The sequence below is a fragment of the Amycolatopsis sp. NPDC003861 genome (assembly GCF_053605405.1).
In genome coordinates, this window is the sequence record NZ_JBSGJD010000066.1 from 1 (window position 1) to 25136 (window position 25136).

The 25136-nt window shown below is 72.7% G+C and carries 22 protein-coding genes and 1 pseudogene; 11 read left to right on the forward strand and 12 right to left on the reverse strand.

Annotated elements, in window-relative coordinates:
• The 5 genes and pseudogenes from ACWEVN_RS18420 to ACWEVN_RS18440 all read left to right on the forward strand — a co-directional run.
• Positions 1-300 (forward strand): annotated as a pseudogene (locus tag ACWEVN_RS18420) (hypothetical protein); the annotation flags it as partial.
• Positions 297-1532, forward strand: a complete 1236-nt coding sequence (locus ACWEVN_RS18425) for a glycosyltransferase 87 family protein (protein ID WP_452052023.1) — start codon at positions 297-299, stop codon at positions 1530-1532. The pseudogene ACWEVN_RS18420 and the gene ACWEVN_RS18425, both read left to right, overlap by 4 nt.
• Positions 1529-2953, forward strand: a complete 1425-nt coding sequence (locus tag ACWEVN_RS18430) for an oligosaccharide flippase family protein (RefSeq protein ID WP_452052024.1) — start codon at positions 1529-1531, stop codon at positions 2951-2953. The genes ACWEVN_RS18425 and ACWEVN_RS18430 overlap by 4 nt, the downstream gene beginning before the upstream one ends.
• Complete coding sequence (locus tag ACWEVN_RS18435; RefSeq protein WP_452052025.1) at positions 2950-4059, forward strand: glycosyltransferase; 1110 nt, start codon at positions 2950-2952, stop codon at positions 4057-4059. The genes ACWEVN_RS18430 and ACWEVN_RS18435 overlap by 4 nt, the downstream gene beginning before the upstream one ends.
• Entirely contained in the window at positions 4056-5183 is a 1128-nt protein-coding gene (locus ACWEVN_RS18440) for a glycosyltransferase family 4 protein (protein ID WP_452052026.1), read from the forward strand. Before ACWEVN_RS18435 ends, ACWEVN_RS18440 begins: the two co-directional genes overlap by 4 nt.
• A 105-nt stretch (positions 5184-5288) precedes the next feature.
• Here the strand turns inward: ACWEVN_RS18440 and ACWEVN_RS18445 are convergent, their stop codons facing one another.
• Positions 5289-6650, reverse strand: a complete 1362-nt coding sequence (locus ACWEVN_RS18445; RefSeq protein ID WP_452052027.1) for a putative glycoside hydrolase family 15 protein — start codon at positions 6648-6650, stop codon at positions 5289-5291.
• Positions 6632-8062, reverse strand: coding sequence for an exopolysaccharide biosynthesis polyprenyl glycosylphosphotransferase (locus ACWEVN_RS18450; protein ID WP_452052028.1), 1431 nt, complete (start codon positions 8060-8062; stop codon positions 6632-6634). The genes ACWEVN_RS18445 and ACWEVN_RS18450 overlap by 19 nt, the downstream gene beginning before the upstream one ends.
• Before the next feature lie 305 nt (positions 8063-8367).
• Here ACWEVN_RS18450 and ACWEVN_RS18455 point away from each other — a divergent pair, with 305 nt between their 5' ends.
• Together ACWEVN_RS18455 and ACWEVN_RS18460 are read left to right on the forward strand one after the other, a co-directional pair.
• Positions 8368-9198, forward strand: a complete 831-nt coding sequence (locus ACWEVN_RS18455; protein WP_452052029.1) for a glycosyltransferase — start codon at positions 8368-8370, stop codon at positions 9196-9198.
• Positions 9199-9202: 4 nt separating this feature from the next.
• Entirely contained in the window at positions 9203-10510 is a 1308-nt protein-coding gene (locus tag ACWEVN_RS18460; protein WP_452052030.1) for an NAD(P)/FAD-dependent oxidoreductase, read from the forward strand.
• On the opposite strand, the gene wecB is transcribed toward ACWEVN_RS18460, so the two are convergent.
• Complete coding sequence (gene wecB / locus ACWEVN_RS18465) at positions 10483-11649, reverse strand: non-hydrolyzing UDP-N-acetylglucosamine 2-epimerase (protein WP_452052031.1); 1167 nt, start codon at positions 11647-11649, stop codon at positions 10483-10485. The two genes, ACWEVN_RS18460 and wecB, sit on opposite strands and share 28 nt — an antisense overlap.
• Positions 11650-11811: 162 nt before the next feature.
• Here wecB and ACWEVN_RS18470 point away from each other — a divergent pair, with 162 nt between their 5' ends.
• Complete coding sequence (locus tag ACWEVN_RS18470; protein WP_449681410.1) at positions 11812-12753, forward strand: lysyl oxidase family protein; 942 nt, start codon at positions 11812-11814, stop codon at positions 12751-12753.
• A gap of 7 nt (positions 12754-12760) precedes the next feature.
• On the opposite strand, the gene ACWEVN_RS18475 is transcribed toward ACWEVN_RS18470, so the two are convergent.
• The 7 genes from ACWEVN_RS18475 to ACWEVN_RS18505 all read right to left on the reverse strand — a co-directional run bounded on the left by ACWEVN_RS18475 (position 12761) and on the right by ACWEVN_RS18505 (position 20842).
• Entirely contained in the window at positions 12761-13693 is a 933-nt protein-coding gene (locus ACWEVN_RS18475; RefSeq protein ID WP_452052032.1) for an anti-sigma factor RsbA family regulatory protein, read from the reverse strand.
• On the reverse strand, positions 13690-14520 hold the full coding sequence (locus ACWEVN_RS18480) for an MEDS domain-containing protein (RefSeq protein WP_452052056.1): 831 nt from the start codon (positions 14518-14520) through the stop codon (positions 13690-13692). Before ACWEVN_RS18480 ends, ACWEVN_RS18475 begins: the two co-directional genes overlap by 4 nt.
• 15 nt (positions 14521-14535) lie before the next feature.
• Positions 14536-14931, reverse strand: a complete 396-nt coding sequence (locus ACWEVN_RS18485) for a VOC family protein (RefSeq protein ID WP_449681412.1) — start codon at positions 14929-14931, stop codon at positions 14536-14538.
• A gap of 32 nt (positions 14932-14963) precedes the next feature.
• Positions 14964-15362, reverse strand: a complete 399-nt coding sequence (locus ACWEVN_RS18490) for a hypothetical protein (protein WP_452052033.1) — start codon at positions 15360-15362, stop codon at positions 14964-14966.
• 70 nt (positions 15363-15432) lie between these two features.
• Positions 15433-17250: a rhamnogalacturonan lyase gene (locus ACWEVN_RS18495; protein ID WP_452052034.1), complete on the reverse strand. Its 1818-nt coding sequence runs from the start codon at positions 17248-17250 to the stop codon at positions 15433-15435.
• Positions 17251-17299: 49 nt separating this feature from the next.
• Entirely contained in the window at positions 17300-19576 is a 2277-nt protein-coding gene (locus ACWEVN_RS18500) for a cellulase family glycosylhydrolase (RefSeq protein ID WP_452052035.1), read from the reverse strand.
• Positions 19577-19732: 156 nt separating this feature from the next.
• Positions 19733-20842, reverse strand: coding sequence for a glycoside hydrolase family 53 protein (locus tag ACWEVN_RS18505; protein ID WP_452052036.1), 1110 nt, complete (start codon positions 20840-20842; stop codon positions 19733-19735).
• 403 nt (positions 20843-21245) lie between these two features.
• Between ACWEVN_RS18505 and ACWEVN_RS18510 the strand changes: the two genes are divergently transcribed.
• Positions 21246-22256, forward strand: a complete 1011-nt coding sequence (locus ACWEVN_RS18510; protein WP_452052037.1) for a hypothetical protein — start codon at positions 21246-21248, stop codon at positions 22254-22256.
• Between the two features lie 286 nt (positions 22257-22542).
• Here ACWEVN_RS18510 and ACWEVN_RS18515 read toward each other — a convergent pair whose 3' ends face one another.
• A complete protein-coding gene (locus tag ACWEVN_RS18515) occupies positions 22543-23136 on the reverse strand; it encodes an acyl-CoA-like ligand-binding transcription factor (RefSeq protein ID WP_452052038.1) in 594 nt (197 codons plus the stop codon).
• A 37-nt stretch (positions 23137-23173) separates the two neighbouring features.
• On the opposite strand from ACWEVN_RS18515, the gene ACWEVN_RS18520 reads away from it, so the two are divergent.
• Positions 23174-23659, forward strand: coding sequence for a pyridoxamine 5'-phosphate oxidase family protein (locus ACWEVN_RS18520; protein ID WP_452052039.1), 486 nt, complete (start codon positions 23174-23176; stop codon positions 23657-23659).
• A 99-nt stretch (positions 23660-23758) separates the two neighbouring features.
• Positions 23759-24133: an STAS domain-containing protein gene (locus ACWEVN_RS18525; protein ID WP_452052040.1), complete on the forward strand. Its 375-nt coding sequence runs from the start codon at positions 23759-23761 to the stop codon at positions 24131-24133.
• Here the strand turns inward: ACWEVN_RS18525 and ACWEVN_RS18530 are convergent.
• Positions 24123-25127: a hypothetical protein gene (locus ACWEVN_RS18530; protein ID WP_452052041.1), complete on the reverse strand. Its 1005-nt coding sequence runs from the start codon at positions 25125-25127 to the stop codon at positions 24123-24125. The two genes, ACWEVN_RS18525 and ACWEVN_RS18530, sit on opposite strands and share 11 nt — an antisense overlap.
• Positions 25128-25136 lie beyond the last annotated feature (9 nt).

Here is a 25136-nt window from a genome sequence, read left to right on the forward strand (position 1 = left end):
CGGGCGTTGGCGGCGGCGGGCGTGCGTCGCCCGGTGGCGGTGCTGCGGGAGGAGGACCCGTCGGCGGCGGACCGGCTGGCGGTGCTGTGCCGCGCGGCCGGACGGCCGGTGCGGGTGGTGCCGGTGACCCCGTCGTTGACCGAGGTCGCGGCCAAGCTGGCGGCGGGGCTGCCGGAGGAGAGCGGCGAGGGCGCCTCGGTGGTCGCGGTGACGACGGGTGGGCGCGACCAGGCCGAGCTGACCGCGGCGGTCGGGGTGCTGCCGGTGGACGCGGTGCTGGTGGCGGTGGTGCTGGCATGACCTCGAAGCCGAGCGTTGCCCTTGAACAGCGCGGCATGTCCCCCAAGCAGCGTCTCGTCCTGCTCCTCGCGACGCTCGCCGGGGTGGTGAGCGCCTGGCACGCCGTCTCCCCCGCGTGGCAGGTCCCGCTGCCCACCTCCGCCGTCGCGGGCGAAGAGCGGTTGCAGGACTTCCGGGACGCCCTCTACTTCCCCATCCGCGAGTTCCTCGCCGGTGGCAACCCCTACGACCCGGCCGCGATGTTCGCGCACTGGCCGGTCCGCCAGGACTTCAACCTCTACCAGCCCTACCACCTCATCCTGCACGCCCCGTTCGCCCTGCCCGGCTACCGGGTCGGCGCGGTCGCGTTCACCCTCTTCTCGCTGCTGCTGCTCGTCGCGCTCGCCGCGCTGACCGCGCACGCCGTCCGGCGGTACGTTCCGGTGCCGTTCGGCGTCACCACCGCCGTCGTCTCCGCGCTGCTCGTGACCAGCCAGGTCGGGAAGGCGCAACTCTACGTCGGCCAGATCAACCCGCTGATCGCCCTCGGCGCCGCCGGGGCCCTGCTCGCCCGGCGCGACCGGCCCGGGTGGGCGGCCGTCGCCCTCGCGCTCGCCTGGCTCAAGCCGCAGTACGGCTTCCCGCTGGCCGTCCTGCTGTTCGCCCGCGGCTCGCGACGGGTCGCGCTGCTGGGCACCGCCATCGCCGCGGCGGCCAGCCTGCCGGTCGTCGTGCTCCTCGTGGTGCGCGGGGGCGGCATCGGGCCGTTCGTCGACGTCGTCCTCGCGAACCTCAGTCACGCCCGCGGCACCGACTACGGCGCCGTCGATTCCGTGACCGCGCAACGCATCGACGTCGCCGCGGTGGTCTTCCGCGTCACCGGCTGGACGCCCTCCGAGCTGCTGGTACTGGCCGGGGTGCTCGTCGCGAGCGCGCTGCTCGTCCGGCGCGCGAACGAGCCGGTCGCCGATCTGCTGACTCTCCTCGCCGTGGTCGTCTGCGTGGTGCACCAGCCCGGTGACGTGCTCATCGCCGTCCCCGCGATGGCCGTGGTGGCCGCGCTGTGGTGGCGCCACCGGGGCGAACCCGGGTGGGGTGCGGGCGGACTGGCCGTCCTCGCGCTCGCCGTCCCCTTCGCCCATCTGTACACGGTGGACAGATTGCTCGGGCCGCGGACGTCGGTGACCGTGGACGGAGCCGCGGTGGTCGTGGCGTGGGTGCTCGCCGTGGTCGCCGCGAGGAGGGCCGCGTGACGGCCGCGCTCGGGACCCGCGCGGTCCGCGGCTCGCTGTGGCTGGGCGTGGTCAACCTCGTCAGCAAGAGCAGCCAGATGCTGGTCACGCTGGTGCTGGCCGCCCTGCTCACCGAGGGCCAGCTCGGCGCCGTGGCGCTCGCGGTGGCGCTGGTGAACCTCGGCCAGGTCGTCCAGTCGATCGGCGTCTACGACGTCATCGGGCGCACCGAACGCGACCCGCGCCGGACGGCGGGCACGGTGCTCACGCTGAGCGTCGGCGCCGGGCTCGTCCTGGCCGTGGCGCTGGTGGCTCTGGCCGGTCCGCTCACGGCGTTGCTCGGCACGCCGGACGCCGCCGGGCTGGTCCGGCTGGCCGCGCTCGGCCTGCCGTTCTCGGCGGCGGGCGGGGTGCAGATGGGCTTGATGCACCGGGAACTCGACTTCCGGCGGCGGCTGCTGCCCGACGGCGGCAGCGCGGTGCTGGGCGCGGCGCTGACGGTCGTGCTCGCCGTGTCCGGCGCCGGGCCGCTGTCCCTCGTACTCGGCCTGCTCGCCACGGCGGTGTCGCAGCCGTTGTTCGGCGCGCTCGCCCGCGGTGGCGTCCGGCCGTGCTGGGACACCGCGGCCGCGCGCGAAGTCCTGGGCTGGGTGGCCGTGGTCGGGCCGGCGGCGGTCGTGGGCGCGCTGCTGGTGAACGTCGACTACTTCGCGGTGGGGCACGTGCTCGGGCCGGACGCGGTCGGCGTCTACTCGCTGGCGTACCGGCTGGCGTGGGTGCCGTACATCATGGTGGCGGTCGTGCTCGGCGCGGTCGCGTTCCCGGTGTTCACGCGGCTGCGGCGGGAAGGGGCGCCGCTCGCCGGGGCGGTCGCGCGGTTCACCCGGGCCGTCCTCGTGGTGACCGGCGGGCTGTACCTGGCGCTCGCGGTCCTCGCCGGCCACGTCGTGCTGCTGGGCGAGCGCTGGGCGGGGGCGGCCGGGCCGCTGGTGCTGCTGTCGGGCTACGGCGTGGGGATCTGCCTGCTGCAGATCTGGTACCAGGCGGTGAAAGCGACCGGGCACGTGCGGCGGTATCTGGCGCTCGAGACGACGCACCTGGTGTTGCTCGCGGTGGGGCTGGTGGTGCTGACGCACGCCGGGATCGGGGCGGTGTCGGTCGTGCAGCTCGCGGCCGCGTGGCTGGTGGTGCCGGTCGCGTGGCGGGTGCTGGCCGGGGTGGGCGTGGCGCCGCCGGTGGCGGAGCTGGGCGGGATGGCGGTTCGCGTGGCGCTGGCCTGCGTGGCGGGCGCGGTGCCGGCGGTGGTGGCCGGACGGTGGTTCGGAGGCTCGCTGCCGGGGGTGGTGGCGGAGGCGGTGGTGCTCGTCGCCGGGTACGCCGGGGCGACGGTGATGTTGCAGCGCAGTGCGCTCGCCGAACTGCGGCGAGGAGGGCTCCGGTGAAGCTCGTGCACGTCACCCAGCCGGTCACCGCCGGGGTCGCCGCGGTCGTGCTGGAACTCGCCGTCGCCCAACGCGATCGCGGGTGGTCGGTCACCATCGCCTGCCCGCCGTCCGGCTGGCTCCCCGACCGCGCGCGCGAGCACGGGGTCGCCCTGCGCAGCTGGTCCGCCGGCCGCTCGCCCGGGCCCGGCTCGTTCGCCGAAGCGTTGCGGCTGCGCCGGCTGCTCGCCGGCCTCGACCCCGACGTCGTCCACCTGCACAGCTCCAAGGCCGGGCTGGCCGGGCGGCTGGCCGTGCGCGGCTCGCGGCCCACGGTGTTCCAGCCCCACATGTGGTCCTTCGAGTCGGCGAGCGGGCCGCTGCTGCGCGCGTCCGCCGCGTGGGAACGGTTCGCTTCGCGGTGGACCGACCTCCTCGTGTGCGTGAGCGACGACGAGCTCGTTTCCGGGCGGGCCGCCGGGGTGACCGCCGAGGCGGAGGTCGTCTGCAACGGCGTCGACACCGCCCGGTTCGTCCCCGGCGACCGGGCCGCCGCGCGCCGGCGGCTCGGGCTGCCGGAACACGCGCCCATCGCCGTCTGCCTCGGCCGGCTCGCCGAGCTCAAGGGCCAGGACCAGCTGCTGTCGGCGTGGCCCGCGGTGCTCCGGCGGCTGCCGGACGCGCGGCTCGTCCTCGCCGGCGACGGCCCGATGGGCCCGCTCTGGCGGGAGCGGCACCCGGTCGCGGGGCACGCGTCGGTGCACTGGCCGGGGCACACCGACGACCCCGCGGTCTGGTACACCGCCGCGGACGTCGTCGTCCTGCCCTCGCGCGCCGAAGGCATGGCGCTGGTTCCGCTGGAAGCGATGGCGTGCGCGCGGCCGGTCGTCGGGTTCGACGTCGGCGGGATGCGCCAGAGCGTCGCCAACGCGGGCGCGATGGTGCCGCCCGGTGACGTCGGCCTGCTCGCCGAGGCCGTCGCCGCGCGGCTGGCCGACCCCGCGCTGGCCCGGCGCGAAGGCGAACTCGGCCGCCGGCGCGTGGAACTGTCCTTCGACCGGGGGCGGATGACCGACCAGATCGCCGCCCTCGTCGACAAACTCACCCCGTCGGAGCGCCTCTCGTGACCCGCATCGCCTATCTGCTCACCCAGGACCGCGGCGGCCCGGTGGACGTCACCGTCCGGCTGGCCGCGACGCTGGCCGCCGACGGCCACGACGTCCGCGTCTTCGGTCCCGTGCCCGCGCGGGGAGCTTCGCTGCTCGACGGCCTCCACGAGGAACTCGCGGTGGCCGACAAGGAGGACCTCGCCGCGGCGGGCCGGGCGCGGGCGGCGCTGCGAGCGTGGCGGCCCGACGTCGTGCACGCGCAGGACCGGCGCGCGGGGCTGGTGATCGCCGGCCTGCGGTTCGGGCGCGGCCCGGCTCTGGTCCAGACCTACCACGGCGTGCCCGACGACGTCGCGGAGCCGTGGTTCCGGGGTGTGCGGGGAGCCGCGGGGCCGTCGGCGTACACGCGGACGGTGCTGGCCGCGGACGCCGTCGTCGCGCGGATCCTGGACCGGACGATCGTGCCGGCTGCCGCGATGGGGGCGTTCCTGCGCCGTCGCCTGCGGGTGCCCGAGCGGCGGATCGTGCACGTCGACAACTGCGTCGCCGAGGCTTCGCCGTCTCCGCCGCGGGGTCCGGTGCGGCACCTCGTCTTCGCCGGGCTTCTGGTGGAGCGCAAGGGGTTGCTCGACCTGCTGGCGGCGTTGACCCTCCCGGGCGTACTGCCTTCCGACGCGCGGCTGACGGTGGTCGGCGACGGCCCGGAGCGGGCGGCGGCGGAGCGGGTCGCGCGGCAGGAGCCGCTGGCGGGGCGCGTGACGTTCCTCGGCTTCCGGCCGGACGTCCCGGCGCTGCTGGCGGCCGCCGACGCACTGGTCCTACCGTCCACAATGGAGCAACAGCCGCTGGTGGTGGCCGAAGCGATGGCCGCGGGCAAGCCGGTCCTGGCGACGGCCACCGGCGGCGTCCCCGCGATGCTCGACGTCCCGGGCGGCCCCGCGTTCCTCGCCCCACCGGGCGACGTCCCGGCCCTGGCCGCGCGCCTACGCGCCCTGTTCGCCGAGCCGGACCCGGGCCGGCTCGGCCGTCTCCTCGCCGAACGCGCCCACGCCCGCTACCGCCCGGAGACCTGCGCCCGCCGTCACCTCGCCCTCTACGAGAAGCTGACGACATCGTGTCGACCCTTCAATCACGCGAGCTGACCCTCCAATCACGGGTGGTGCCCCTCCAGACACCGGAACTCGCGTGATCCGAGCCGGAACTCGCGTGATCCGAGCCGGAACTCGCGTGATTGGAGGCGACACGGGTCAGCGGGCCCAGAGGCGGCCGACTCGGAACTCGTCGCGGGTGACTCGCCAGGCTCCTCGCTTCACCAGCTGGCGCGGGTCGACCAGGACGACCGCGTCCGCGGCTTCGATGGTGAGCGGGGGTGGGGCCGAAGTTGTGGTGGGGGTGGGTGAAGACGTGGGGGACGAAGTGGGGGTCGGGGGTGCGCCGGGCTTGACGAGGCCCTCCGGGGGGACCACCGTCTGGCTGGACGCCGTCGGGTTGACCGCGACCCAGCCGTTGGTGAACGTGCGGCTCCAGACGCCGTTGGGCAGCCGGCTCGCCGCGTCGACCGCTTCGCCGAGCCCGGAATCCTGCAGCGTCGACCACTCCGGGTCGCGGTAGTCGTCCGTCGTCGCGCGGGTCCAGCACGTGCGCGGGCCCGCCAGCAACGCCGCGCTCGCGTAACCGGACCGCTCCTCACGCGCGTTGTGCGTCCGCGTCACCAGCAGCAGCAGGGACTCGCCGAGCGCCGCCTGCGCGCGCAGTTCCTGGAACTCGTTGCCGCGGAACGTCAGCAACCCGCCGGTGCCGCCGTTCTCGCGGAAGCCGAAGTTCTCCTCCATCGCGCCGCCGAAGCGGGAGTGGGCGGTCCAGCGGCCCGGCACCAGGTGCGTCTCGGACACGTTGGGCACCAGGAGCTTGTCCGCGTTCGTCAGGGCGTCGCCGGCCTTGGCCAGGAACGCGTCCAGGCCGTCGCGGAGCTTGCGGTCGGTCTCCGTGACGTTCGCCGTGCCCGCCAGCACCGCGGACGAGTAGTGGCTCAGGGAGTTGAAGTCGTTGTCCGCGAGGACGCCGTCCCAGCCCTCGCGCTTCACTTCCGCGACGACGGCGTCGGTCCAGGCCTGCTGGTAGTCCGGGTTCCACACCGTCATCTGCCAGTGCTTCGGGTAGCCCTGCCACTCGATCCGGCGGCCGTTGACGTCCTGGGCGAACCACTCCGGGTGGTGCTCCTGCGCGGCGACGTACCCGATCCCGCTCGGCAGGAACACCGCGTCCTGGCCGCTGTCGACCGCGCCCGCATAGTTGCGCGTGCTCGACAGGTCCTTGTACACCAGCACCTTCACCCGCGGGTTGAGCTGGTGCAGCCGGCGCATGGCCGCGCCCTGGTCGGCGTTGAGCACGACGACCTGGTAGCGCTTGGCCGCGAGCTCGATCTCCTGCGCCGTCGGCGGCTGGCCGATCCCGTACCACCACGCGCAGGGCGCCAGGGGCTTCGGCGGCGGCGCGGCGAGCTCCTGCGCCGAGCTGGCGACGCAGCCGGCCAGGCAGCTCGCCAGCAGCACCACCGTGGCCGTCCAGGACGCCGCCGAACGACGGCGGCTCAGCGTTGCCTTCGGCACAGCAGTTCTCCCACCGTGAGGATGATGATCTTGACGTCGAGCCACAACGACCAGTTCGCGATGTAGTAGTTGTCGTAGCGCGCCCGGTCCGCGATCGAGGTGTCCCCGCGCAGGCCGTGCACCTGCGCCAGCCCGGTCAGCCCGGTCGGCACCCGGTGCCGCGCCCAGTACAGGTCGTGGACGGCGGAGAACTCGTGCACGAACACCGGCCGCTCGGGCCGCGGGCCGACCAGCGACATGTCACCGCGCACGACGTTCCACAGCTGCGGCAGTTCGTCCAAAGAGGACCGGCGCAGGAAGCGGCCGACCGGGCCGACCCGGCGGTCCCCCGCGACCGACCAGCGCGTCTGCGAATCGTCGACGGCGGCCTGCCGGACGCTGCGCAGCTTGAACAGGACGAACGTGCCGCCGTCCATCCCGACCCGCACCTGCCGGAAGAACACCGGGAACCCGCTCTCCACCGCGACCGCGAGCGCGCAGACCGCGATGACCGGGGCGAGGACGACGAGCGCGGCCGCGGCCAGCGCCGTCTCGACCGCGCGCTTGACCCACCAGCTCGGCCGCCGGGTCGGCGCGCCGCCCAGCCACACCAGCGGGTAGCTGCGGAGGCGGTCGACGCCCGGGCCGTCCGGGCAGAGCTCGAACAGGTGCGGCAGCACCAGGGTGACGCACCCGAGGCGGTGGGCGGTGATGGCGGCGTCGACGATCGCGTGGTCGCGGTCGTCGGCCGGGGCGAGGATCACCGTGCCCGCGCGCAGCCGGGTGATGGCCCCGGTGAGGTCGCCGTCGATCCGCTCGACCGGCAGCCCGGACGGCACCGGCTCCCGGCCGGACGCCGCGACGCCGACCGGCAGCAGCCCGAATTCGGGGTGCTCCAGCATGGTGCGGACCAGTTCGCCGCCGATCCGGCCGGACCCCACGACGACGGCCCGGTCGCAGCGCCGCAGCCGGCGCCGCCCCCACCGGCCGAACGCGAAGACGGCCGGGCGGACGGCCTCGCTGAGCACGGCGAAGCACAGCACGACCTCCTGCATCCGGGCCGTGTCGTCGCCGTCCACCCCGGCCACCAGGCCGAACCCGGTGACGAGCGCGAACGCCAGTGCGGTGGCGGTGACCGAACGCGGGAGGTCCTGCAGCCAGGACAGCCAGAGGCGGCGGCGGTGGACGCGGCCGGCCACGCGCGCCCCGGCGAGGGCCGCGGCGGTCACCACCGCGCACGCCGGGCCGGGCCCGGTCCGCAGCACCGCGGTCAGCCAGGCGGCGCCGTCGACGGCGACGAGCAGCACGGCCACGGCGTTGACCCGGGCGAGGAACGGGCGGGAGCGGACGGCGTCGCGCGGCCGGTCGCCCGTGCGGACGCGCCGCTGCGCCGGCACCGCTTCGGTGACGACCGTGTCTCTGAGTTCAGTCACCGGTCTCGACCTCTACTTGACATGAGGATTCCATTCTCGCTTTCTTCACGACTCAGCCATTCGAGGCAACACCGGCTCGATCGGGTGAATTTTTCCGCGCGTCCCCGGAAATGCACTCGATCGGGGCGGCCCACCAACCCGATCCGATGATTTTCGGGAACACCAAGTAATTCTGATGACACGCATCCTTCCGAGGGACTTCCGGGGCCACTAAAGAAACCACACAACATAGCCGAATAGGACTCGACGGCCGCACGAAACCCGATTCCGGCCGGGTGATGCGCAAAGACGAGACGAGGGGAACCGTGGCACGCGAAGAGACCACCCTGGCCACACTGTCCGAACCGGACCGCACCGGAGGAGACCCCACCGCGGGCCGGACCGGCGGACGGGCGCACGTCGTGCTGCCCGCGTTCAACGAAGAAGCGTCCCTGCCGCCGCTGCTGCACCGGCTCGCCGACGTGGCCCGCACCGAAAAGGTCACCGTCTGGGTCGTCGACGACGGTTCGGCCGACGCCACCGTCGCGGTGGCCGAGGCCGGCTACGGCGGGCTCGACGTCCGCGTCGTGCGGCACCTGGTGAACCTCGGGCTCGGCCGCGCGGTGCAGTCCGGGCTCCGGGCGGCGCTGGAGGAAGCCGGCCCCGACGACGTCGTCGTCGTGATGGACGCCGACGACACGCACGACCCGTCGCTGATCCGCGCGCTGCAGGCGGAGATCACCGCCGGCGCGGACGTCGCCATCTGCTCCCGGTTCGTCCCGGGCGGCGACGACCGGACCGCTCCGTTCGGGCGGCGGCTGCTCTCGCGCGGCGCGGCCCAGCTGTTCCACCGCGCCCTCGACGTCGACGGCGTCCGGGACTTCACCAGCGGCTACCGCGCCTACCGGGCGTCGCTGCTGGCGCGGGCGTCGGCGCACTGGGGCGAGCGGCTCATCGAGGAGCAGGGGTTCGCCTGCATGGTGGAGCTGCTGCTCAAGCTGCGCCACTGCCGCCCGGTGATCACCGAGGTCCCGCTGGCCCTGCGGTACGACCGCAAGCAGGGGCCGAGCAAGCTGAAGCTGCGGCGGACCGTCGTGCAATACCTGAAACTGCTCGCCCGCGACCGGCTCAGCCCGGCGCCCTACCGGAAGCTGTGACCCGGTGACCTCTCCCGACTCCCCGCACGTCGCCGTGATCGGCGGCGGCATCTGCGGCCTCGCCGCCGCCCACCGCCTCGCCCGCCGCGGCACCCGCGTCACCCTGTTGGAGAGCAGCGACCAGCTCGGCGGCCTGGGCACGTTCTTCGCCCACGGCGACCGGTGGATCGAGCGCTTCTACCACTGCATCATGCCGTCGGACGCGAGCCTGCTGGCCCTGCTGGGCGAAGTCGGCCTGCGGGACGCGGTGCGGTGGCGGGAGACGACGATGGGCATGGTCGTCGACGGCCGCCACCACGGTTTCAACTCCCCGCTCGACCTGCTCCGCTTCTCCCCGCTGCGGTTGCACGACCGCGTGCGCTTCGGCGTGGTTTCGCTGCTGCTGCGCCGGTTGGGGCAGGGCCGCGACCTCGACACGCTCCGCACCGAGGACTGGCTGCGCGGGCTCTACGGCGACGTCGTCTGGGAGCGGCTCTTCGCGCCGATGTTCGGCTCGAAGTTCGGGTCGTCGTTCGGGGATGTGCCGGCGCTGTACCTGTGGCAGCGGCTCGGCCGCGAGCGCAACGTCGCCACCCGCGGCTACCCGGACGGCGGCTACAAGGCGATCATCGACGCCCTGCGGACGTCGATTTCGCGCGAGGGCGGCGTGGTGCGCACGTCGACGCCCGTCCGGCGGCTGAGCAGCGGCGACGGCCGTTCGGTCGTCACCCTGGCCGACGGCGAGGTCCTGGAAGCCGACCACGTGATCTCGACGGTGCCGCTGCCGTTGCTGCGGCGCATCGCCGACGACGCGCTCGCCGCCCGGTTGCCCCAGGTGGAGCTGCCATACCAGGGCGTGGTCGACGGCGTGTTCTTCCTCCGGAAGCCGGTCACCGAGCACTACTGGACACCGGTGCTGCACTCGGGCACGGAGTTCGACGGCGTCGTGGCGATGTCCGCGCTGGCCGGCGTGCACGACGGCCGCCACCTGGCGTACGTCATGCACTACACGGACCGCGGCTCCCCGCTGTACCGCGACGACGACACGGCGATCGCGGCGCGCTGGACGGCACAGCTGCGGCAGCTGTACCCGCAGCTCAGCGCGGACGACGTCGAGGAGGTCCGGGTGTTCAAGGCACCGTTCGTGGAACCGGTGTACCCGCTGGGATACCTGGCCCAGCGCCCGGCGGTGACCGTGGAGGGGACCGGACTGCTGCTGGCCACCACCGCGCACGTCTACCCGGACGTCACGAGCTGGAACTCGAGCGTCCGGCTGGCCAACGACGTGGTCTCCCTGCTGGCGGATCAGCCCGCCGCCGCCCCGGCTCGCTGATCGAGGAGGGCGGCGAGGGCCGTCGCGATGCGGGTGGCGGCGGATCCGTCGCCGTACGGGGAGGGGAGGTGGTGGAGGCGCTCGCGGTGGGCGGCCACGTCGTCGAGCCAGCGGGCCACCTCCGCGCCGATGCCCGGGCCGGGGAGCACCCGGGTGCCGAACGTGCCGGCGATCTCCGGGCGCTCCGTGCTGCGCCGGACCACCACCACCGGTCGCTTGAGGACACTCGCTTCCTCTTGAATGCCACCGGAGTCCGACACGAGCACCGCCGCCTCCGCGGCCAGTGCGAGGAACGCCGGGTAGGCCTGGGGCTCCAGCTCGACCAGCGGCTCCAGCAGGTGCCGCAGGCCGAACCGGTCGATGCTCTTGGCCGTGCGCGGGTGCAGCGGGAACACCACCGGCAGCGGCAGGCGGCCCAGCTCGTGCAGGATCACCGCCAGCCGCGCGGCGTCGTCGACGTTCTCCGGGCGGTGGATCGTCGCCAGGACGAAGCGGTCGCGCTCCAGGCCGCGGGCCGACAGCACCGCCCGGCGGTCCTCTGTGGACGGCAGCGCGGCCTGCAGTGCCTCGACGACGGTGTTGCCGGTGACGGTGATCCGGTCCTCCGGCACGTTTTCCGCCAGCAGGTGGGCCCGGTTGAGCTCGGTCGGCGCGCAGCACAGGTCGGCGAGGTGGTCGATCAGCACCCGGTTGTGCTCCTCCGGCATCGCCCGGTCGTGGCTGCGCAGCCCGGCTTCGACGTGCACCAGCGGGAGGTCGTGCGCGTTGGCCGCCAGCGCGCCGGCGAGCGCCGAGGTCGTGTCGCCCTGGACGATCACCGCCCGGCCGGGCCGGTCCGCGAGGACCTCGTCGACCGCGCTGATCGTCCGGCCGAGCTGGCCGCCGCGGCGGCCGGCGCCCACGCCGAGTTCGTGGAACCGGTCGGACGGCGGCAGATCCGCGCGGATGCGCGAGTACAGCGAGCGGTCGTAGTGCTGTCCCGTGTAGACGACGGCGCACTCGTCGCCGAACACCCGCATCAGCGGCGCCAGCTTGATCAGTTCCGGCCGCGTGCCGCAGACCAGCGTGATCCCCCCGGTTCCGGCGGGCCCCACGGCCGGCGAGCCGGCTCCACGGAAATCTGCGGTGGTCGTCGACATGCGGTGCAGTCCTTTCGGGCGGGGAGTTCGCCGCACGCTACTGACCGGAACCGGGAAACCGCGGGACACTCAGTCGATCGTGTGACGACACGGTGTCGCCCGGTGGAATTGCGGACGCCCTAGACTGACCGCGATCGGAATACCGGACAGGACGGCCCGCTCTTGCTCAAGAAATTCGCGGTACTGGCGCTCGTGGCCCTCACGGCCACCGTTTCCGCCTCCGCTCCCCGCGCCGACACCGGGCCGGACTTCCTCCTCCCCGACCTCCGCCAGGCCCCGCCGGGGTGCGCCGGCGGCAGTGCCGGGCTCCTCCCGCTGTGCACGGCCTGGGACGTCTGCCCGGTGATCGACCCGGCCGCGCCCAACGGCCCCTGCGTCGCGCCGTCGGCGGCGAAGGCCGTCCGGCTGCGGTTCACCAGCTCGGAGGAGAACGTCGGCGACGGGCCGCTCCTGCTGTACGGCCGCCGCGACACCACGCAGCAGGCGAACATGACGGTCCGGCAGGCGCTGCGCATCGGCACGACCGGGGCGATCCCGGGCAGTTACGCGGCGGCACAGCGGGCCACCGGGGCGTTCACGTACTACGAACCGGCGCTCGCCCACCAGCACTGGCACCTGATGAACTTCGAGCACTTCGCGCTGGTTTCCCGGCAGGGCAAGACGGTGGTCACCGACCGCAAGAACGGCTTCTGCCTCGGCGACCGGTTCGAGGTGCACGACGCCGCCCTGCTGGCCCACGTCCCGGGCGACACCGGACCCGACGCCGACCTCGCGGCGACCCTGCGCGAAAACATGTGCCGCCACCACGAACCCACGGCCCTGGAAGTGCTCGAAGGGATTTCGGTCGGCTCGGGCGACGACTACAAGTTCACCGTGGACTTCCAGTGGCTGGACATCACCCGCGTCCCGACCGGGACGTACGACCTGGTGAACACGGTGAACGCGGACCGGACGCTGCTGGAGACGAACTACCGCAACAATTCCTCGGCGATCGCGCTGTCGATCTCCTGGCCGCAGGGGATGCCGGAACCAGACGGGCCGATCCCGGCCGCGCCGGTCGTCAAGCTGCTGCGGAGCTGCCCGGGCCAGCCGCGCTGCGCCTGATCCACCGTCACCAGGGACGGCCCGCGGTGAGACGAGCCGTGAAGCCGGTCTCGTCGCGGTGCAGCGTCACCTCGCTGCAGACCTGGTGCGCGATCCACAGCCCGCGGCCGCCGATGCTCCGGTCCGCCGGCAGCAGCCCGGCGAACGGATCGGCCGGCCCGGCCCCGGCGTCGTGCACCGAAACGACCATCTGCCCCGCCCCGGCCCAGATCCGCACCCGCACCGGCGGGTGGCCGTGGCGGAGCGCGTTGTCCACGATCTCGCTGACCGCCAGCACGAGGTCGTCCACCTCGTCCGCGGGCAGGTCCACCGGCGCCGTGGCCAGCACCGCCCGGCGGGCGTCCGACGGCCGCGGGTCGGCGAGGTCGGCCAGCGGGGCGGTGCCTTCGATCGGGAGCGGCGCCATCGGCCGCGGATCGGTCAGGAACGACAGCGGGTCGACGTAGCCGGTGTTCGTCCGGTGCCCGCCGCCGGCCGTGGCGACGAAGGGGTGCGTGCGGGCCACGTCGTCGAGGACGTGGCGAGGCGTCGTCCGGGTGTCGTACGCGCACATGCTGCGCAGCGGGAACTCGCCGTAGGCGTGGTTGACCGCCGCTTCGTAGCGGGCCCACCAGTCCCACGACGTGTCGATCGCCGCCTGCGGGATCTCGCCGAAGATGCGGATCCCGGCCGCGCCACCGGCGACGAACCCGGCCAGCAGCTCGCGGTAGGACTTGATCGCCGCGGCGGGCCGCGCGTACAGGTCACTGGTGGACAGGTACTCCACCCGCGCCGACGACGGCAGGGCGGCGCGCACCAGTTCGGCGCGTTCCGGCTCCAGCGACACCAGCGTCGGTTCGCCGCCGGCCAGCCCGCCTTCCAGGAACGGCACGGCGACGGCGAGCAGGTCCTCGTCGCCGCTGTAGTGGACGGCGGCGTGGTCGTAGCCCTGGACGTTCATGCGGCACGCTCCACGCGCACGCCGGGCAGGTCCAGCAGCTCCAGGAGCCGCGCCGGCGTGGACAGTTTCGTCCGCAGCACCACCGTGGTGGCGTGCCGCTCGGCGTAGTCGGCCAGCGCGACCAGGCTGCGGTGGTCGACGAAGTCGAGGCCGGCGGCGTCGATGGCGATCGTTCCTCCTTCGGACCGAAGGCCGGCGCGCTCCAGCGCCAGCGGCCAGCTCCCGCGAGACTCCAGGTCCAGCTCCCCGTCGAGCGCCGCGGCGCTGCCGCCGCGCGCGTGGCCGTGCAGGTGGAACCGGGTCCCGCCGTCGTAGTCGGTGGGGTGCATGCACGCCAGCTGCGCGACGACGGCGCCGCCGAGCTCGGCCACGTCGTAGCCGCACATCGCCGACATCGGGTGGCCGGCCATGTAGTGGTCCACCAGGTGCTCGTAGCGGGCGAAGGCGTCCACCTGGGCCGGGGTGCGCACCAGCGACGTCACGTCGGCCGCGACCCGCAGCCCGGTGAACCCGGCCGCCAGCGCGTCGGAGGTCGCCGCGGTGTAGAGCTCGACCTGGCCGGCGGGGTCGACGACGGCTCCCATGGCGTACGTCGCGTCGACCGAAGCGACCTGGACCGCGCCGCTGTCCAGGCCTTCGTCGCAGCGCTCGTCCGCCCGCAGCTGCCCGGTCAGCGCGGCCTCGTCACCAGGGGCGACGTAGAGCACCCGCTCGCCGGCGGCCAGCCCTTCGGCCAGGAACTCCTGCGCGTGGGACACGAATTCGCCGCGCCGCCGGTATCCCCGGCACACGTGGTCGCGGGGTCTGCTGTCCCGCTCGGTCGGCATCGGCACAGACCGAGACTACGCTGCCGGGCCGGCAGCCGCCCGGACCGCGGGGTCGCGGACCTCCTCCGCCGGTTTCGCGCAGACGCAGAACAGGTTGCCCTCCGGGTCGGCGAGGACGACCCAGTCGTCGGCCGGATCGTCGTCGACGTGCCGCACGAACCGCGCCCCCAGGCCGATCAGCCGGTCGACCTCGTGCCGCTGGTCGTCGGTGTAGAGGTCGAGGTGCATCTGGTCGCGCGCGGACACCGGCGCCGAGGATCGCTGCAGGGAAAGGTTGACGTACCGGCCGCGCAGCAGGCGGAAGCCGTCGTCTTCGGAGGACGGCTCGAGGCCCAGCGCCGCGCCCCAGAAGCGGGTCATCCTGTCGAGGTCGGTGCAGTTGAGCACGGTGCTGCCGAGCCGGATGGCCATGTCGTCTCCCTGTTCCCGCGGGTGCCACCGGGCTACCCGCCGGACCGGGCCTCGAACCCCCGCTGGTGCAGGTAGGCGGCGATCCGGACCCGCAGGGCGCGGACGTCGGCCAGGTCGACGGTGAAGGAGGCACCCGAGCCGTGGCACGGGCCGTCGACGTGGACGAGGCCGTCCGCCGGGTCGTGCCGGGGCGCCGACCAGGCCGGCTCGCCGTCGAGCGCGGGCCGGCCCGCCCGGGCGCGTGCCGTCCAGTAGGTCGGCAGCTTCATCACCTCGCCGAGCGCCTTGGCGAAGCCGGGGAGGTCTTCCTCGCGCAGGACCAGCCCGCGCGACATCCCGGGTGCCGCGGCTTCGGGGCCCGTGGGCGTGAAGGTGGCCTGGTCACCGGCGGTCCGAATCGTCCACCGGGGCAATTCGGTCAATGTGGGCACGGCTGCTCCTCGTTCTCGCCTTCCCCCAGGCACCACCCACCCTAATTGATCTCCGCGCGGGCCACCGCCGTCAGCGGGCGAGCGCGAAGCCGGCGTGGGGTGGCTGGTTGTACGCCGTGTTCTGCCACGCGACGGCCTCCCGGTACTGGCGGTCCTGCATCAACGACACGTGCGAGATGCTCGTCGCGTCCGTGGTCGAGTAGATCCGCAGCGCGCGGTTGTCCGACGTCGGCCAGACGACCTCCTCGCGCCAGTCGCCGAACAGGTCGGCCTGCAGCGACGGCGTGCTCTTCGTGCCGTTGTTCGCGTGCACCCCCGAGGCGGTCAGCAGCCGGGTGTCACCGCCGGTGCCGTACTTGTCGATGTGGGTGCCGTCCAGCAGCTCGCGCTGAGCGTCGCCGTCCCAGTAGATGACGAAGTTCGCCGACGACGGCTTGCGCCCGATGTTCTGGCCGCTGGTGTTCAGCAACCCGGACACCGCGGACGACCACGACTCGGCGCCGGGGCTGCCGGCGTAGATGTCGTCCGAGACGCCGCGGCCGTTGTCGCAGTTGCAGGAGGCGTTCTGCCAGATGATCTGGCCGGTCCTCGCGTCGGCCATCCAGGCGGCGGGCTTGGACTTGTCCTCGTCCACCTTGAACTCTTCCAGGCCGGCCCGCGCCGGGATCAGGTCGCCGACGTGCATGGCGTCGCCGTGGCCGTTGCGGGTGTTCCACAGTGGACTGCCGTTGTCGTCGATCGCCATCGCCCCGAAGACGATCTCGTCGCGGCCGTCGCCGTCGGTGTCCGCGATGGCCAGCTGGTGGTTGCCCTGGCCGGTGTACTGCGAGCCGGCCGAGTTCGAATCGAACGTCCACCGCTTCGTCAGCGCGCCGTTGCGGAAATCCCAAGCGGCGATCACGGTCCGGGTGTAGTAGCCGCGGCTCATGATCAGGCTCGGGCGGGAGCCGTCCAGGTACGCCGTCCCGGCGAGGAACCGGTCGACGCGGTTGCCGTAGCTGTCGCCCCACGAGGACACCGTGCCGCGCGGCGGGTCGTAGTTCACCGTGGACACCGCGGCACCGGTCTGGCCGTTGAACACGGTGAGGAACTCCGGGCCGGACAGGACGTACCCGCTCGAGTTGCGGTAGTCGGCGCTCGCGCTGCCGATCACCTGGCCGGTGCCCGACCGGGTGCCGTCGGCGGTCTTCATCGCCACCTCGGCCTTGCCGTCGCCGTCGTAGTCGAAGACCTGGAACTGCGTGTAGTGCGCGCCGGCGCGGATGTTGCGCCCGAGGTCGATCCGCCAGAGGCGGGTGCCGTCGAGCCGGTAGGCATCGACGTAGACGTTGCCGGTGTAGCCCGACTGCGAGTTGTCCTTCGAGTTGGTCGGATCCCACTTCAGCACGAGCTCGTACTGGCCGTCGCCGTCGAGGTCACCGGCACTGGCGTCGTTGGCGGTGTAGGTGTAGCTCTCCCCCGACGGCGTCGTGCCGCCGGACGGCGGCTGGATCGGGACGTCCCGGGTGCTCGCGGCGAGACCGCTCTGCAAGGTCAGCGAGTCCTCCGCGGCGAAGGCGGACATCCGCTCGACGCCGCCGACGACCGCCCGCACGGTGTACCGGGCCCCGGCGGGCGCGCCCGCGTCGACGAAGCTCGTCGGCCCGCTGACCGGGTTCGCGGTCACCTTGGCGCCGTCGCGGTAGACGTTGAACGCCACGCCGGCCGGGTCGCCGGCCAGCAGGCGCCAGCCGACGGTGTTGCCCTGTGCGGTGTGGACGCTGACCACCCCGCGGTTCAGCCGGTCGAGCTGCGGAGCGGCGGCCGCGCCGGCGGCCGGGGCGGGCAGCAGCCCGGCCACGACCAGGCCGGTGGCGGCGAAGACCAGCCGCTTGCCGAAGTCACGCATGGTTCCTCCGTTCCGGGTTCGGTGCAGGAAGACTTCGTCCAAAGTGGACTCAGCCGGTCGTGCAGGCGTTGCCGTTGAGCGTGAACGCCGTCGGCGCCGGGTTGGCACCGGAGAACGTGCCGTTGAAGCCGATGCCGGTCGAGGAGTTCGGCGCCAGCGAACCGTTCCAGCTCAGGTTCTTGGCGGTGACGGCACTGCCGGACTGGGCGAAGGTGGCGCCCCAGCCGGGCGGGGTCACCTGCTGGCCGCCGGCGAAGGTGAACCCCAGTGTCCAGGCCGTGAGCGCGCCGGTGCCCGTGTTCGTGATGGTGACGTTGGCGGTGAACCCGTTGCCGCCACCCCAGTTCGACGCGGAATAGGCGACCTTGCACGCCCCGGTCCCGCCGCCCGCGCTCGTCGTCACCGAAGCGGCGCCGGAAGCGGCCGAGGTGTTGCCGGCGGCGTCCCTGGCCCGCACCTGGTACCGGTACGTGCTCGAAGCGGCCAGCCCGCTGTCGGTGTAGGACGTCGTCGCCGTCGACCCCACCACCGCAAACGTGTCACCGCTCGCCCCCGGCGCGCGAAGGACGTCATAGCCCGTGACGCCGACGTTGTCGGTCGAAGCCGTCCAGCTCAGCGTGGCACCGCTCGACGTCACGCCCGACACGGCCGGGGTGCCCGGAACGGACGGTGCCTGGGTGTCCGCCTGGCCGCCGCCGTAGACGGTGGCTTCCTTCGACGTCTGGCGGACGCCGTCGGTGCCGTTGAGGAACCGCTGGCCCCAGGTCGTCAGGCCGGCCGGGTCGAAGTTGTTCGTCATGTCGAGGTAGGCGACGTCGCTGCTGTTGCCGCTCCACGACCAGCCGAGGTAGCCGAGGCCGCGGGCCTGCGCCTGGGCCATGATGGTGTCCTCGTCCGGGTTGCCGTCGGTGTGCATGTTGCCGAACTCGCCGACGACCAGGGGCAGCCCGGCGGTGCGGAAGGCGTCGAAGTAGGCGTTGATCTCGGCCGCGGTGTCGTAGACGCCGTACATGTGGATGGAGAAGACGGTGTTGTGCTGCGGGTCGGCGGCGAACACCGTGCCCGCGTTGTCGCGCATGATGTTCTGCCAGTCCTGGCCCCACATCGGCGCGTCGGCCATCAGCAGGTGCGTCAGCCCGGCGGCCCGCAGCCGCTTGACCGCGTTGCCCGTCGCCGTCGGCCAGGTCGCGCTCACCTGCTGGTCGTTGCCGAACGGCTCGTTGCCCAGGTTGATCACGACGTAGTCTTCCTGGCCCTTCAGCGCACTGGCGACGCTGATCCAGTAGCTCGCCGCCTGGTCCAGGGTGGCGGCCCCGCTCTGCTCGCCGTACCCGGTGGTGTCGTGCACCTCCAGGACGCAGATCAGCCGGTTCTGCTTGCACTGCCCGATGACGCTGGTGACCTCCGCGGCCGGCGTCGGTCCCCACCGCTGCCCGCTGCCGAGGACGACCCGGACCGTGTTGGCGCCGAAGGACTTGATGTCGGCGAAGGCCCGGTTCTGGCTCGGGTACCAGACGTACGCGTGGTTCACCCCGCGCATCACGAACGGATTCCCGTTGCCCTCGAGGATCCGGGTGCCGTCGACGTGCAGGCCGGTCGCGGCGGGCGTGTCGGTGCCGAGGGCGGCCACCAGCGCCGGGTACCAGCGGCTCTCCATCTTCTGGATGCCGGTGGTGTTGTTCGGGTGCACGCCGTCACCGGTGTCGGCGGCGGTGTCGAACCCGGTCCACTGGTCGACGACGGTGATCGGCGACGCGGCCGTCGAATGCGCCTGCGCCCAGCCGGGGATGGCGTTGTTCAGGTCGACGACCCGCTGGCCGCAGGCGGCGCAATTGGCGGGGTTCATCGGGATGATCTTCGCGACGACCAGCTTGGTCGCCGGGTTGGCAGCGCGCATCTGACCCAGGAGCGTGGTGTAGGCGTCGAGGATCGTGCTCGCCGGGATGTTGTTCCAGACGTCGTTGGTGCCCAGGTGCATCAGGACGATGTCCGGGTGCGTCGCCGACAGCCAGCCGGGCAGCTGGTTGTCGCGGACGATGCCGGTGGCGAGGAACCCGCCGTGGCCCTCGTTGTCGCCGTCGTAGGTGAAGCCGCAGCCCTGCGGGGGCAGGGTGCCGACGAAGTCCACGTCGGTGTGGCCGGTGTCCTGGAGGTGCTTCCACAGCAACGCCCGCCAGCAGCCGGGCGACCCGGTGATCGAGTCACCCAGCGCCATGACCCGCGTGGGCGCGGCCGCGCGGGCCGCGGCAGTCCCGGCCGGAGCCGCGACGGCGCAGGCGGCCAGCAGCAGGCCGGCCACGAGCACGCGGAGGAATCGCCAGTTCATTACCGACCTCCTGGAGAGCCACTCGACAGGAAAGTTTCAGGCTGGGAGCGCTCCCACGGTAACACGCGGAACCCGGGCGGAACACCGGCCACGAGACAGAAACCGGTCAAACTGCTTAACGTTAAGCTCGCCGCCTCCTCGGTTGAGAAAGCGTTTTCACGGCCGCCAGCGAACCTGTGCGTTGAACCGGCCGGAGCGGTCGAAGACGGCCTGGTTCTCCCAGCCGTTGCCGGACCCGGCGATGTCGGCCGGGTCCCAGCCGTTGCCGGTCACCGCGTACCAGGTGGGTTCCCAGTAGAAGACGCCGATCGCACCGGCCGCGCGGGCGGTGTCCTGGACCGCGGTGAAGTTCGCCGCCTGCCCGGCCGGCGTGGCCGGGTACCCCGCGCACGGCTGCGCGGCCGAGATGACGTTCGGGGTGCCGTCGTCGTCGGCCGGGGTGTACGGGTAGGCCGTTTCGGCGAGGACGACCGGCTTGCCGTACCGGGACCGCACGTCGGACACCACGCCGGCCATGGTCGCCATCGTGCCGTGCCAGTAGCAGTAGTAGGACAAGCCGGTGATGTCCCACGGGACGCCCTTCGCCCGGATGCCGTCGTAGAACCAGCGGGCGTGGGCGTCGCTGTCGGCGTCGGCGGTGTGGACGACCACCTGGGTGCCGCCGTTGCACGCCTTGGTGGCGTCGTAGCCGGCCTTGAGCAGCAGGCTGAGGTTCGTGAAGTCGTTGTCGACGACCTTCCCGTCGTTCCACAGCATGCCGACGTTGATCTCGTTGCCGATCTGCACGCTGTCCGGCGTCGCGCCCTGGGCCTTCAATCCGGCGCAGACGTCGTAGGTGTAGTCGTACACGTCGGTCTGCAGCCGGCCGATGGCGTGCGACGCCCAGGCGGCGGGCTTGGTCTGCGTATCGGGATCGGCCCACGTGTCGGAGTAGTGGAAGTCGACCAGCAGCTTGAGCCCCTTGGCCTTCACCGCGCGGGCGTACTGCAGGACCTTGGCCTTGTTGTTGTAGCCGCTGCGCGGGTTGTTCCAGACGCGCAGCCGCACGTAGTTGACGCCCGCGCCCTTCAGGATGTCCAGGGGATCGCGGGCCACCCCGGCCGCGTCGGTGTACTTGGCGCCGAGGTCGAGCGCCCGCTGGACGGTCGAGACGTCCGCGCCCAGCATGCCGAGGGAGTTCGCGGCCGAAGCCGCCGGGGCGGGCAGGACCACGGTCGCCAGGATCAGGGCCGCCGTGGCGAGGCGGCCGGTGCGCAAGAGGGTCATCCGATCTCCTTCGAAGGGGCCTTTCCGGGCAGGGTGACGTCTCCGCGGCGAACGGACTCGCGGACCTCCGAATCGGTTCAAGCACGATAAGTCCGCGCGCGGACGGGCGTCAACCAGCAATGATTTGCCCGGAAGTACGATACTTTCGAAGAAGTCGAACTGGTTCGGCCGGGGCGGGCGATCATCGAGAAAGCGCTTACTCGGGGCGTGATCTGTTCGGGTCGGTCGAGTTGCCTCGGCAGGCCACGCCGGGACGGCCGGCCCGGCGGGCCGCGCCCGGTTGCCGATCCCGCGGTTCCTGCGCCCCCCTGACGGGTGAGGGCCGTTTCTTTTCCGCCCCTTCTGGGTATTACCCCTGCGCCGCTAACCCGACCATGCGTGCGCTCCTGCGCGAGGTGAGGTCATGGTGACGACGACAGGTGATGGCTTTCCGCTTCCGATCGGCATCGAAGACACCGACGTGGCCCAGTTGGAAGCGGCCGTCGGAGTTCTGCGGGCCCTGGATTACCGGCAGGGCGGCGGGTTCTGCCGGGACGCCGTCCAGGTGGTGAAGACGGCGAGCCTGCTGCTGCACTGGGGCACGGTGCCGGATCCGTTGCGGGCCAGGCTGTACACCGTGCTGGCCGACGTGCACAACCTGCTGGGCTGGACGGAGTTCGACATCGGACGCGACGAGCCGGCGCGGCGCCGCTTCGAGCGCGCGCTGGACATCGCGGCCGTGGCCGGCAACGACAGCCTGATCGCGAACATCCGCTACCGGCTCGGCCGCGTGCACCTGCACCGCCACCAGGTTCTCCGGGAGGCCCGGGGCGAAGCCGCGAACAGGGCAGCCGTCGACGGCGCGCTGGCCGAGTTCGCCCGCGGCCGGGCGGCGGCGCGGCGCTCGGACTCCCGCCGGGCCCTGGCGATCCTCGCGGCGAACGAGGCGTGGGCGTGCGCGATGGCCGGCGACGAGCACTCGGCCCTGACCCGGCTGGAGGAGGCCGAAGCCGCGTTCGCGACGGCGGACTCGTGGCCGGAACCGAGGCCGTGGGAGGCGTTCTTCCGCGAGACGGACATGGCGGCCATGCGCGGCACGGTCCTGACCGAGCTGGCCACCGCGGCGGCGGCCCGCTACAGCGGCGCGGCGATCACCCAGCTGACCGCGGCCGCCGACCGGTACGGCGCCGACATGGCCCGGAGCCGCTCGCTGACGCTGATCATGCTGGCCCAGAACCACGCCCTCCGCGGCGACGTCGACGAAGCCACCCGGATCGGCGGGGAGGCGGTCGACCTGGCCGGGACGGTCGGCTCGGTCCGCCCGAAGGACCGCCTGGCCCCGCTCGAGCGCCTCCTCACCCACCACCGGAGCGACCCGGCCGCCCAGAGCTTGGCCGACCGCATCGCCCACTACCGAGCCCAACCCCTGATCTGACCCCCACCCGTGTCGCCCCCCAATCACACGAGTCGCCCCTCCAATCACACGAGATCCGCCCCCAATCACACGAGATGCGCCCCCAATCACGCGAGATGCGTGCCCAATCACGCGAGTTGCGTTCCCCATCACGCGAGATGCCCCTCCAACCACGCGAGTTGCGTCCCCATCACGCGAGATGCCCCTGCGATCACGCGTGCGGCCCCACCGAACACGCGAGATGCGCACCCAGCCACGCGAGTCACACGCCAGCCACGCCGGCTACGGCCCCACTCCCGCGAGCCGCCTACCCCGCCACCGAGATCGCGTCCAGTGCGCGGCCGATGAGGTCCGGCAGCGGGCCCTCGCCGCCGACCCAGTCGTCCAGGGAGATGCGGACCGCCGCCATCGCCAGGGCCGCCAGCATCCGGGGCCGTGGATCGCCCTCCGGCGCGTCCTGGAACCGTAAGGCCAGCAGCTCCGCGATGGCCCGCTCGTAACGCTGGTACGTCTGCGCCGTCCACGCCGCCAGCGTCGCCGATGTCCGGGTCAGGCGGGCCAGCTCGCGGATCGCGTCCTCGTGGGCCGGGAATTCCGCCGCCAGCTCCGCGAACGCCACCACCAGTGCTTGCTTCGGCGACAGCTCGGCCGGCTGCCGGGCGATCGCCGCCGTGACCAACGTCAGCCACGGGCCGGTGATCCCCGCCGCCACCGCGCTTTCCTTGGTGTCGTAATAACGGAAGAAGGTCGCGCGGGCGACGTCGGCGTCCGCCGCGATGTGCTCGACCGTCGTGCCGGTGACGCCGTGCCGTCCCGCCAGCCGGGCCGCCGACGCGGCGATCCGGGCGTTCGTCGCCCGCCTCTTGCGGACGGCCAGGCCTTCCGGTTCACTCTGAGACATAGTCTCATTCTGGACTATCTCTCACGGAGGAGCACGGGTGAACCAACGCGCGCAGATCGTCATGTCCGCGGACGAGGTCAGCCGGTTCCTCGACGAGCAGCGCGTCGCCACCCTCGCCACCCTGGGGCCGTCGGGCCAGCCGCACCTCGTCGCGATGTGGTACGCCGTGCTCGACGGGGTGCTGTGGTTCGAAACCAAGGCCAAGTCGCAGAAGGCCGCGAACCTGCGCCGCGACGGCCGCGTCACCGTGCTCGTCGAAACCGGCGACACCTACGACGCGCTGCGCGGGGTCGCCCTCGAAGGCCGGGCCACGATCGTCGACGACCCGGACGCGCTGTGGGCCGTCGGCGTCAACGTCTGGGAGCGGTACACCGGCCCGTACAGCGAAGACGTCCGGCCGATGGTCGAGTTCATGCTCACCAAGCGGGTCGCCGTCCGTCTCGACGTCGAACGGACGCGCTCGTGGGACCACCGCAAGCTCGGCCTGCCCGCGATGCCGCTCGGCGGCTCCACCACGCGGTGACTCCGTTCGGGTAGTTGCCGGATGTTTCGTCGTCGGACACCCGGGGTATCACCTACCCGGAGTGAACCGGAAGAAGGGATCCACACATGCAGACCAGGGGTGATCGTGACCGCTGACGGCAACCGCGTCCGCCCCCAGGACCTCCTGCGCGTGACGGCCCACGACGCCGGCAGCGCGGTCGTGCTCGCGGTCGCGGGCGAGGTCGACCTGCTCAGCGCGCCCCTCCTCGGCGACGGCGTCACCACCGCGCTCGCCGGCGCGCCGGACCTGCTGGTGATCGACCTGTCCGAAGTGTCCTTCCTGGCGTCCATCGGCATCACCGTGCTGCTCGAAGCGCGCCACGCGGCCGGCACCACCACCCGGCTCCGGGTCGTCGCGCCCGGGGACGGCGTCGTCAGCCGCACCCTCCGGCTGACCGGCCTGCACGAGGCCCTGGCCGTCACCACCACCCGGGAAGACGCGCTCAGCGGCTGAACCGGGCCGCGATGGCGCGGAAGACCTCCTTCGGTTCCCAGCCGAGCCCCGGATACGTCGTTCCGCTCTGTCCATTGAGGACTTTGACGGCACCGTAGCTCGCCAGGTCGAGATCGCGCCGGGGGTCCGGATCGGACGGGCATTCGTAGCCGGCGAAGGTGAACCAGAACGCGCCGTGCACCCCTTCGGCCTCGAAGACGTCCATCAGCTCGGTGAAGTACGCCGCCTGCCCGGGCTCGTCGCGGACATAGTCGCCGTTCAGCACGCGCGGCTCGCTCTCGAAGTCGACGATCGTCCACCCGGTACCGCCCGCGTCGGCGGCGCCGCGGTGGGTGCAGCAGCCGAATTCCGTGACGACCAGCGGCGTCCCGTGACTCAGGTGGCCCCGCACGTGCCGGGCGAAGTCGTCGGCGTTGGCGGCCGAGCGGTACAGGTTGACGGCCGCGAAGTCGAACGCGGTCCAGTCGATCTCCTCCCAATCCCCGGCGGCGTAGGTGACCTGGCCGCCGAAGTGCTCCCGCGCGGTCTTGCCGAGGTCACGCAGCATCGCGCCGAAGTCCCACTCGTGCTCGAACCCGGCCCAGGCGGCGGGGTCCGCGGCGTTGCGCAGGCGTTCCATGAGGACGACGCCGGGCACGAAACCGGTGCAGAACAACGACATCTCGCAGCCAAGCACGAGCACGGTCTCCGGGTCCCGCGCCCGGATCTCCTCCGCCCGCCGGGCGCACTCCGCGAAGTAGGGCGTCAGCTGCGGCGGCGTGAGGTCCATCGGGAACGGCGAAAACCACACGCGCAGCCCGGCGTCGACCGCGGCGTGCGCGGCGAGGGCGAGACGGCTCGGATCGTCGCCGCTGATCCGGACGGTGTCGCAGTGCAGGTCGGTCGCGATGATCTCCAGCTCCCGCCGCACGACCGCGGGCTCGAAGTCCCGGCGCGACCGGTCGCCGACCGCGCCGCCGAAGCCGGTGTCGTAGTTGATTCCCTTGAGCTGCATCCGTCCCCC

What these genes read in the sequence shown, in the direction of transcription:
- ACWEVN_RS18495 (WP_452052034.1), bottom strand. Translation starts at nt 17,250, where the DNA reads ATGCGTGACTTCGGCAAGCGGCTGGTCTTCGCCGCCACCGGCCTGGTC.
- wecB (WP_452052031.1), bottom strand. Translation starts at nt 11,649, where the DNA reads ATGTCGACGACCACCGCAGATTTCCGTGGAGCCGGCTCGCCGGCCGTG.
- ACWEVN_RS18475 (WP_452052032.1), bottom strand. Translation starts at nt 13,693, where the DNA reads ATGAACGTCCAGGGCTACGACCACGCCGCCGTCCACTACAGCGGCGAC.
- ACWEVN_RS18480 (WP_452052056.1), bottom strand. Translation starts at nt 14,520, where the DNA reads ATGCCGACCGAGCGGGACAGCAGACCCCGCGACCACGTGTGCCGGGGA.
- ACWEVN_RS18530 (WP_452052041.1), bottom strand. Translation starts at nt 25,127, where the DNA reads ATGCAGCTCAAGGGAATCAACTACGACACCGGCTTCGGCGGCGCGGTC.
- ACWEVN_RS18505 (WP_452052036.1), bottom strand. Translation starts at nt 20,842, where the DNA reads ATGACCCTCTTGCGCACCGGCCGCCTCGCCACGGCGGCCCTGATCCTG.
- ACWEVN_RS18510 (WP_452052037.1), top strand. Translation starts at nt 21,246, where the DNA reads ATGGTGACGACGACAGGTGATGGCTTTCCGCTTCCGATCGGCATCGAA.
- ACWEVN_RS18515 (WP_452052038.1), bottom strand. Translation starts at nt 23,136, where the DNA reads ATGTCTCAGAGTGAACCGGAAGGCCTGGCCGTCCGCAAGAGGCGGGCG.
- ACWEVN_RS18425 (WP_452052023.1), top strand. Translation starts at nt 297, where the DNA reads ATGACCTCGAAGCCGAGCGTTGCCCTTGAACAGCGCGGCATGTCCCCC.
- ACWEVN_RS18485 (WP_449681412.1), bottom strand. Translation starts at nt 14,931, where the DNA reads ATGGCCATCCGGCTCGGCAGCACCGTGCTCAACTGCACCGACCTCGAC.
- ACWEVN_RS18500 (WP_452052035.1), bottom strand. Translation starts at nt 19,576, where the DNA reads ATGAACTGGCGATTCCTCCGCGTGCTCGTGGCCGGCCTGCTGCTGGCC.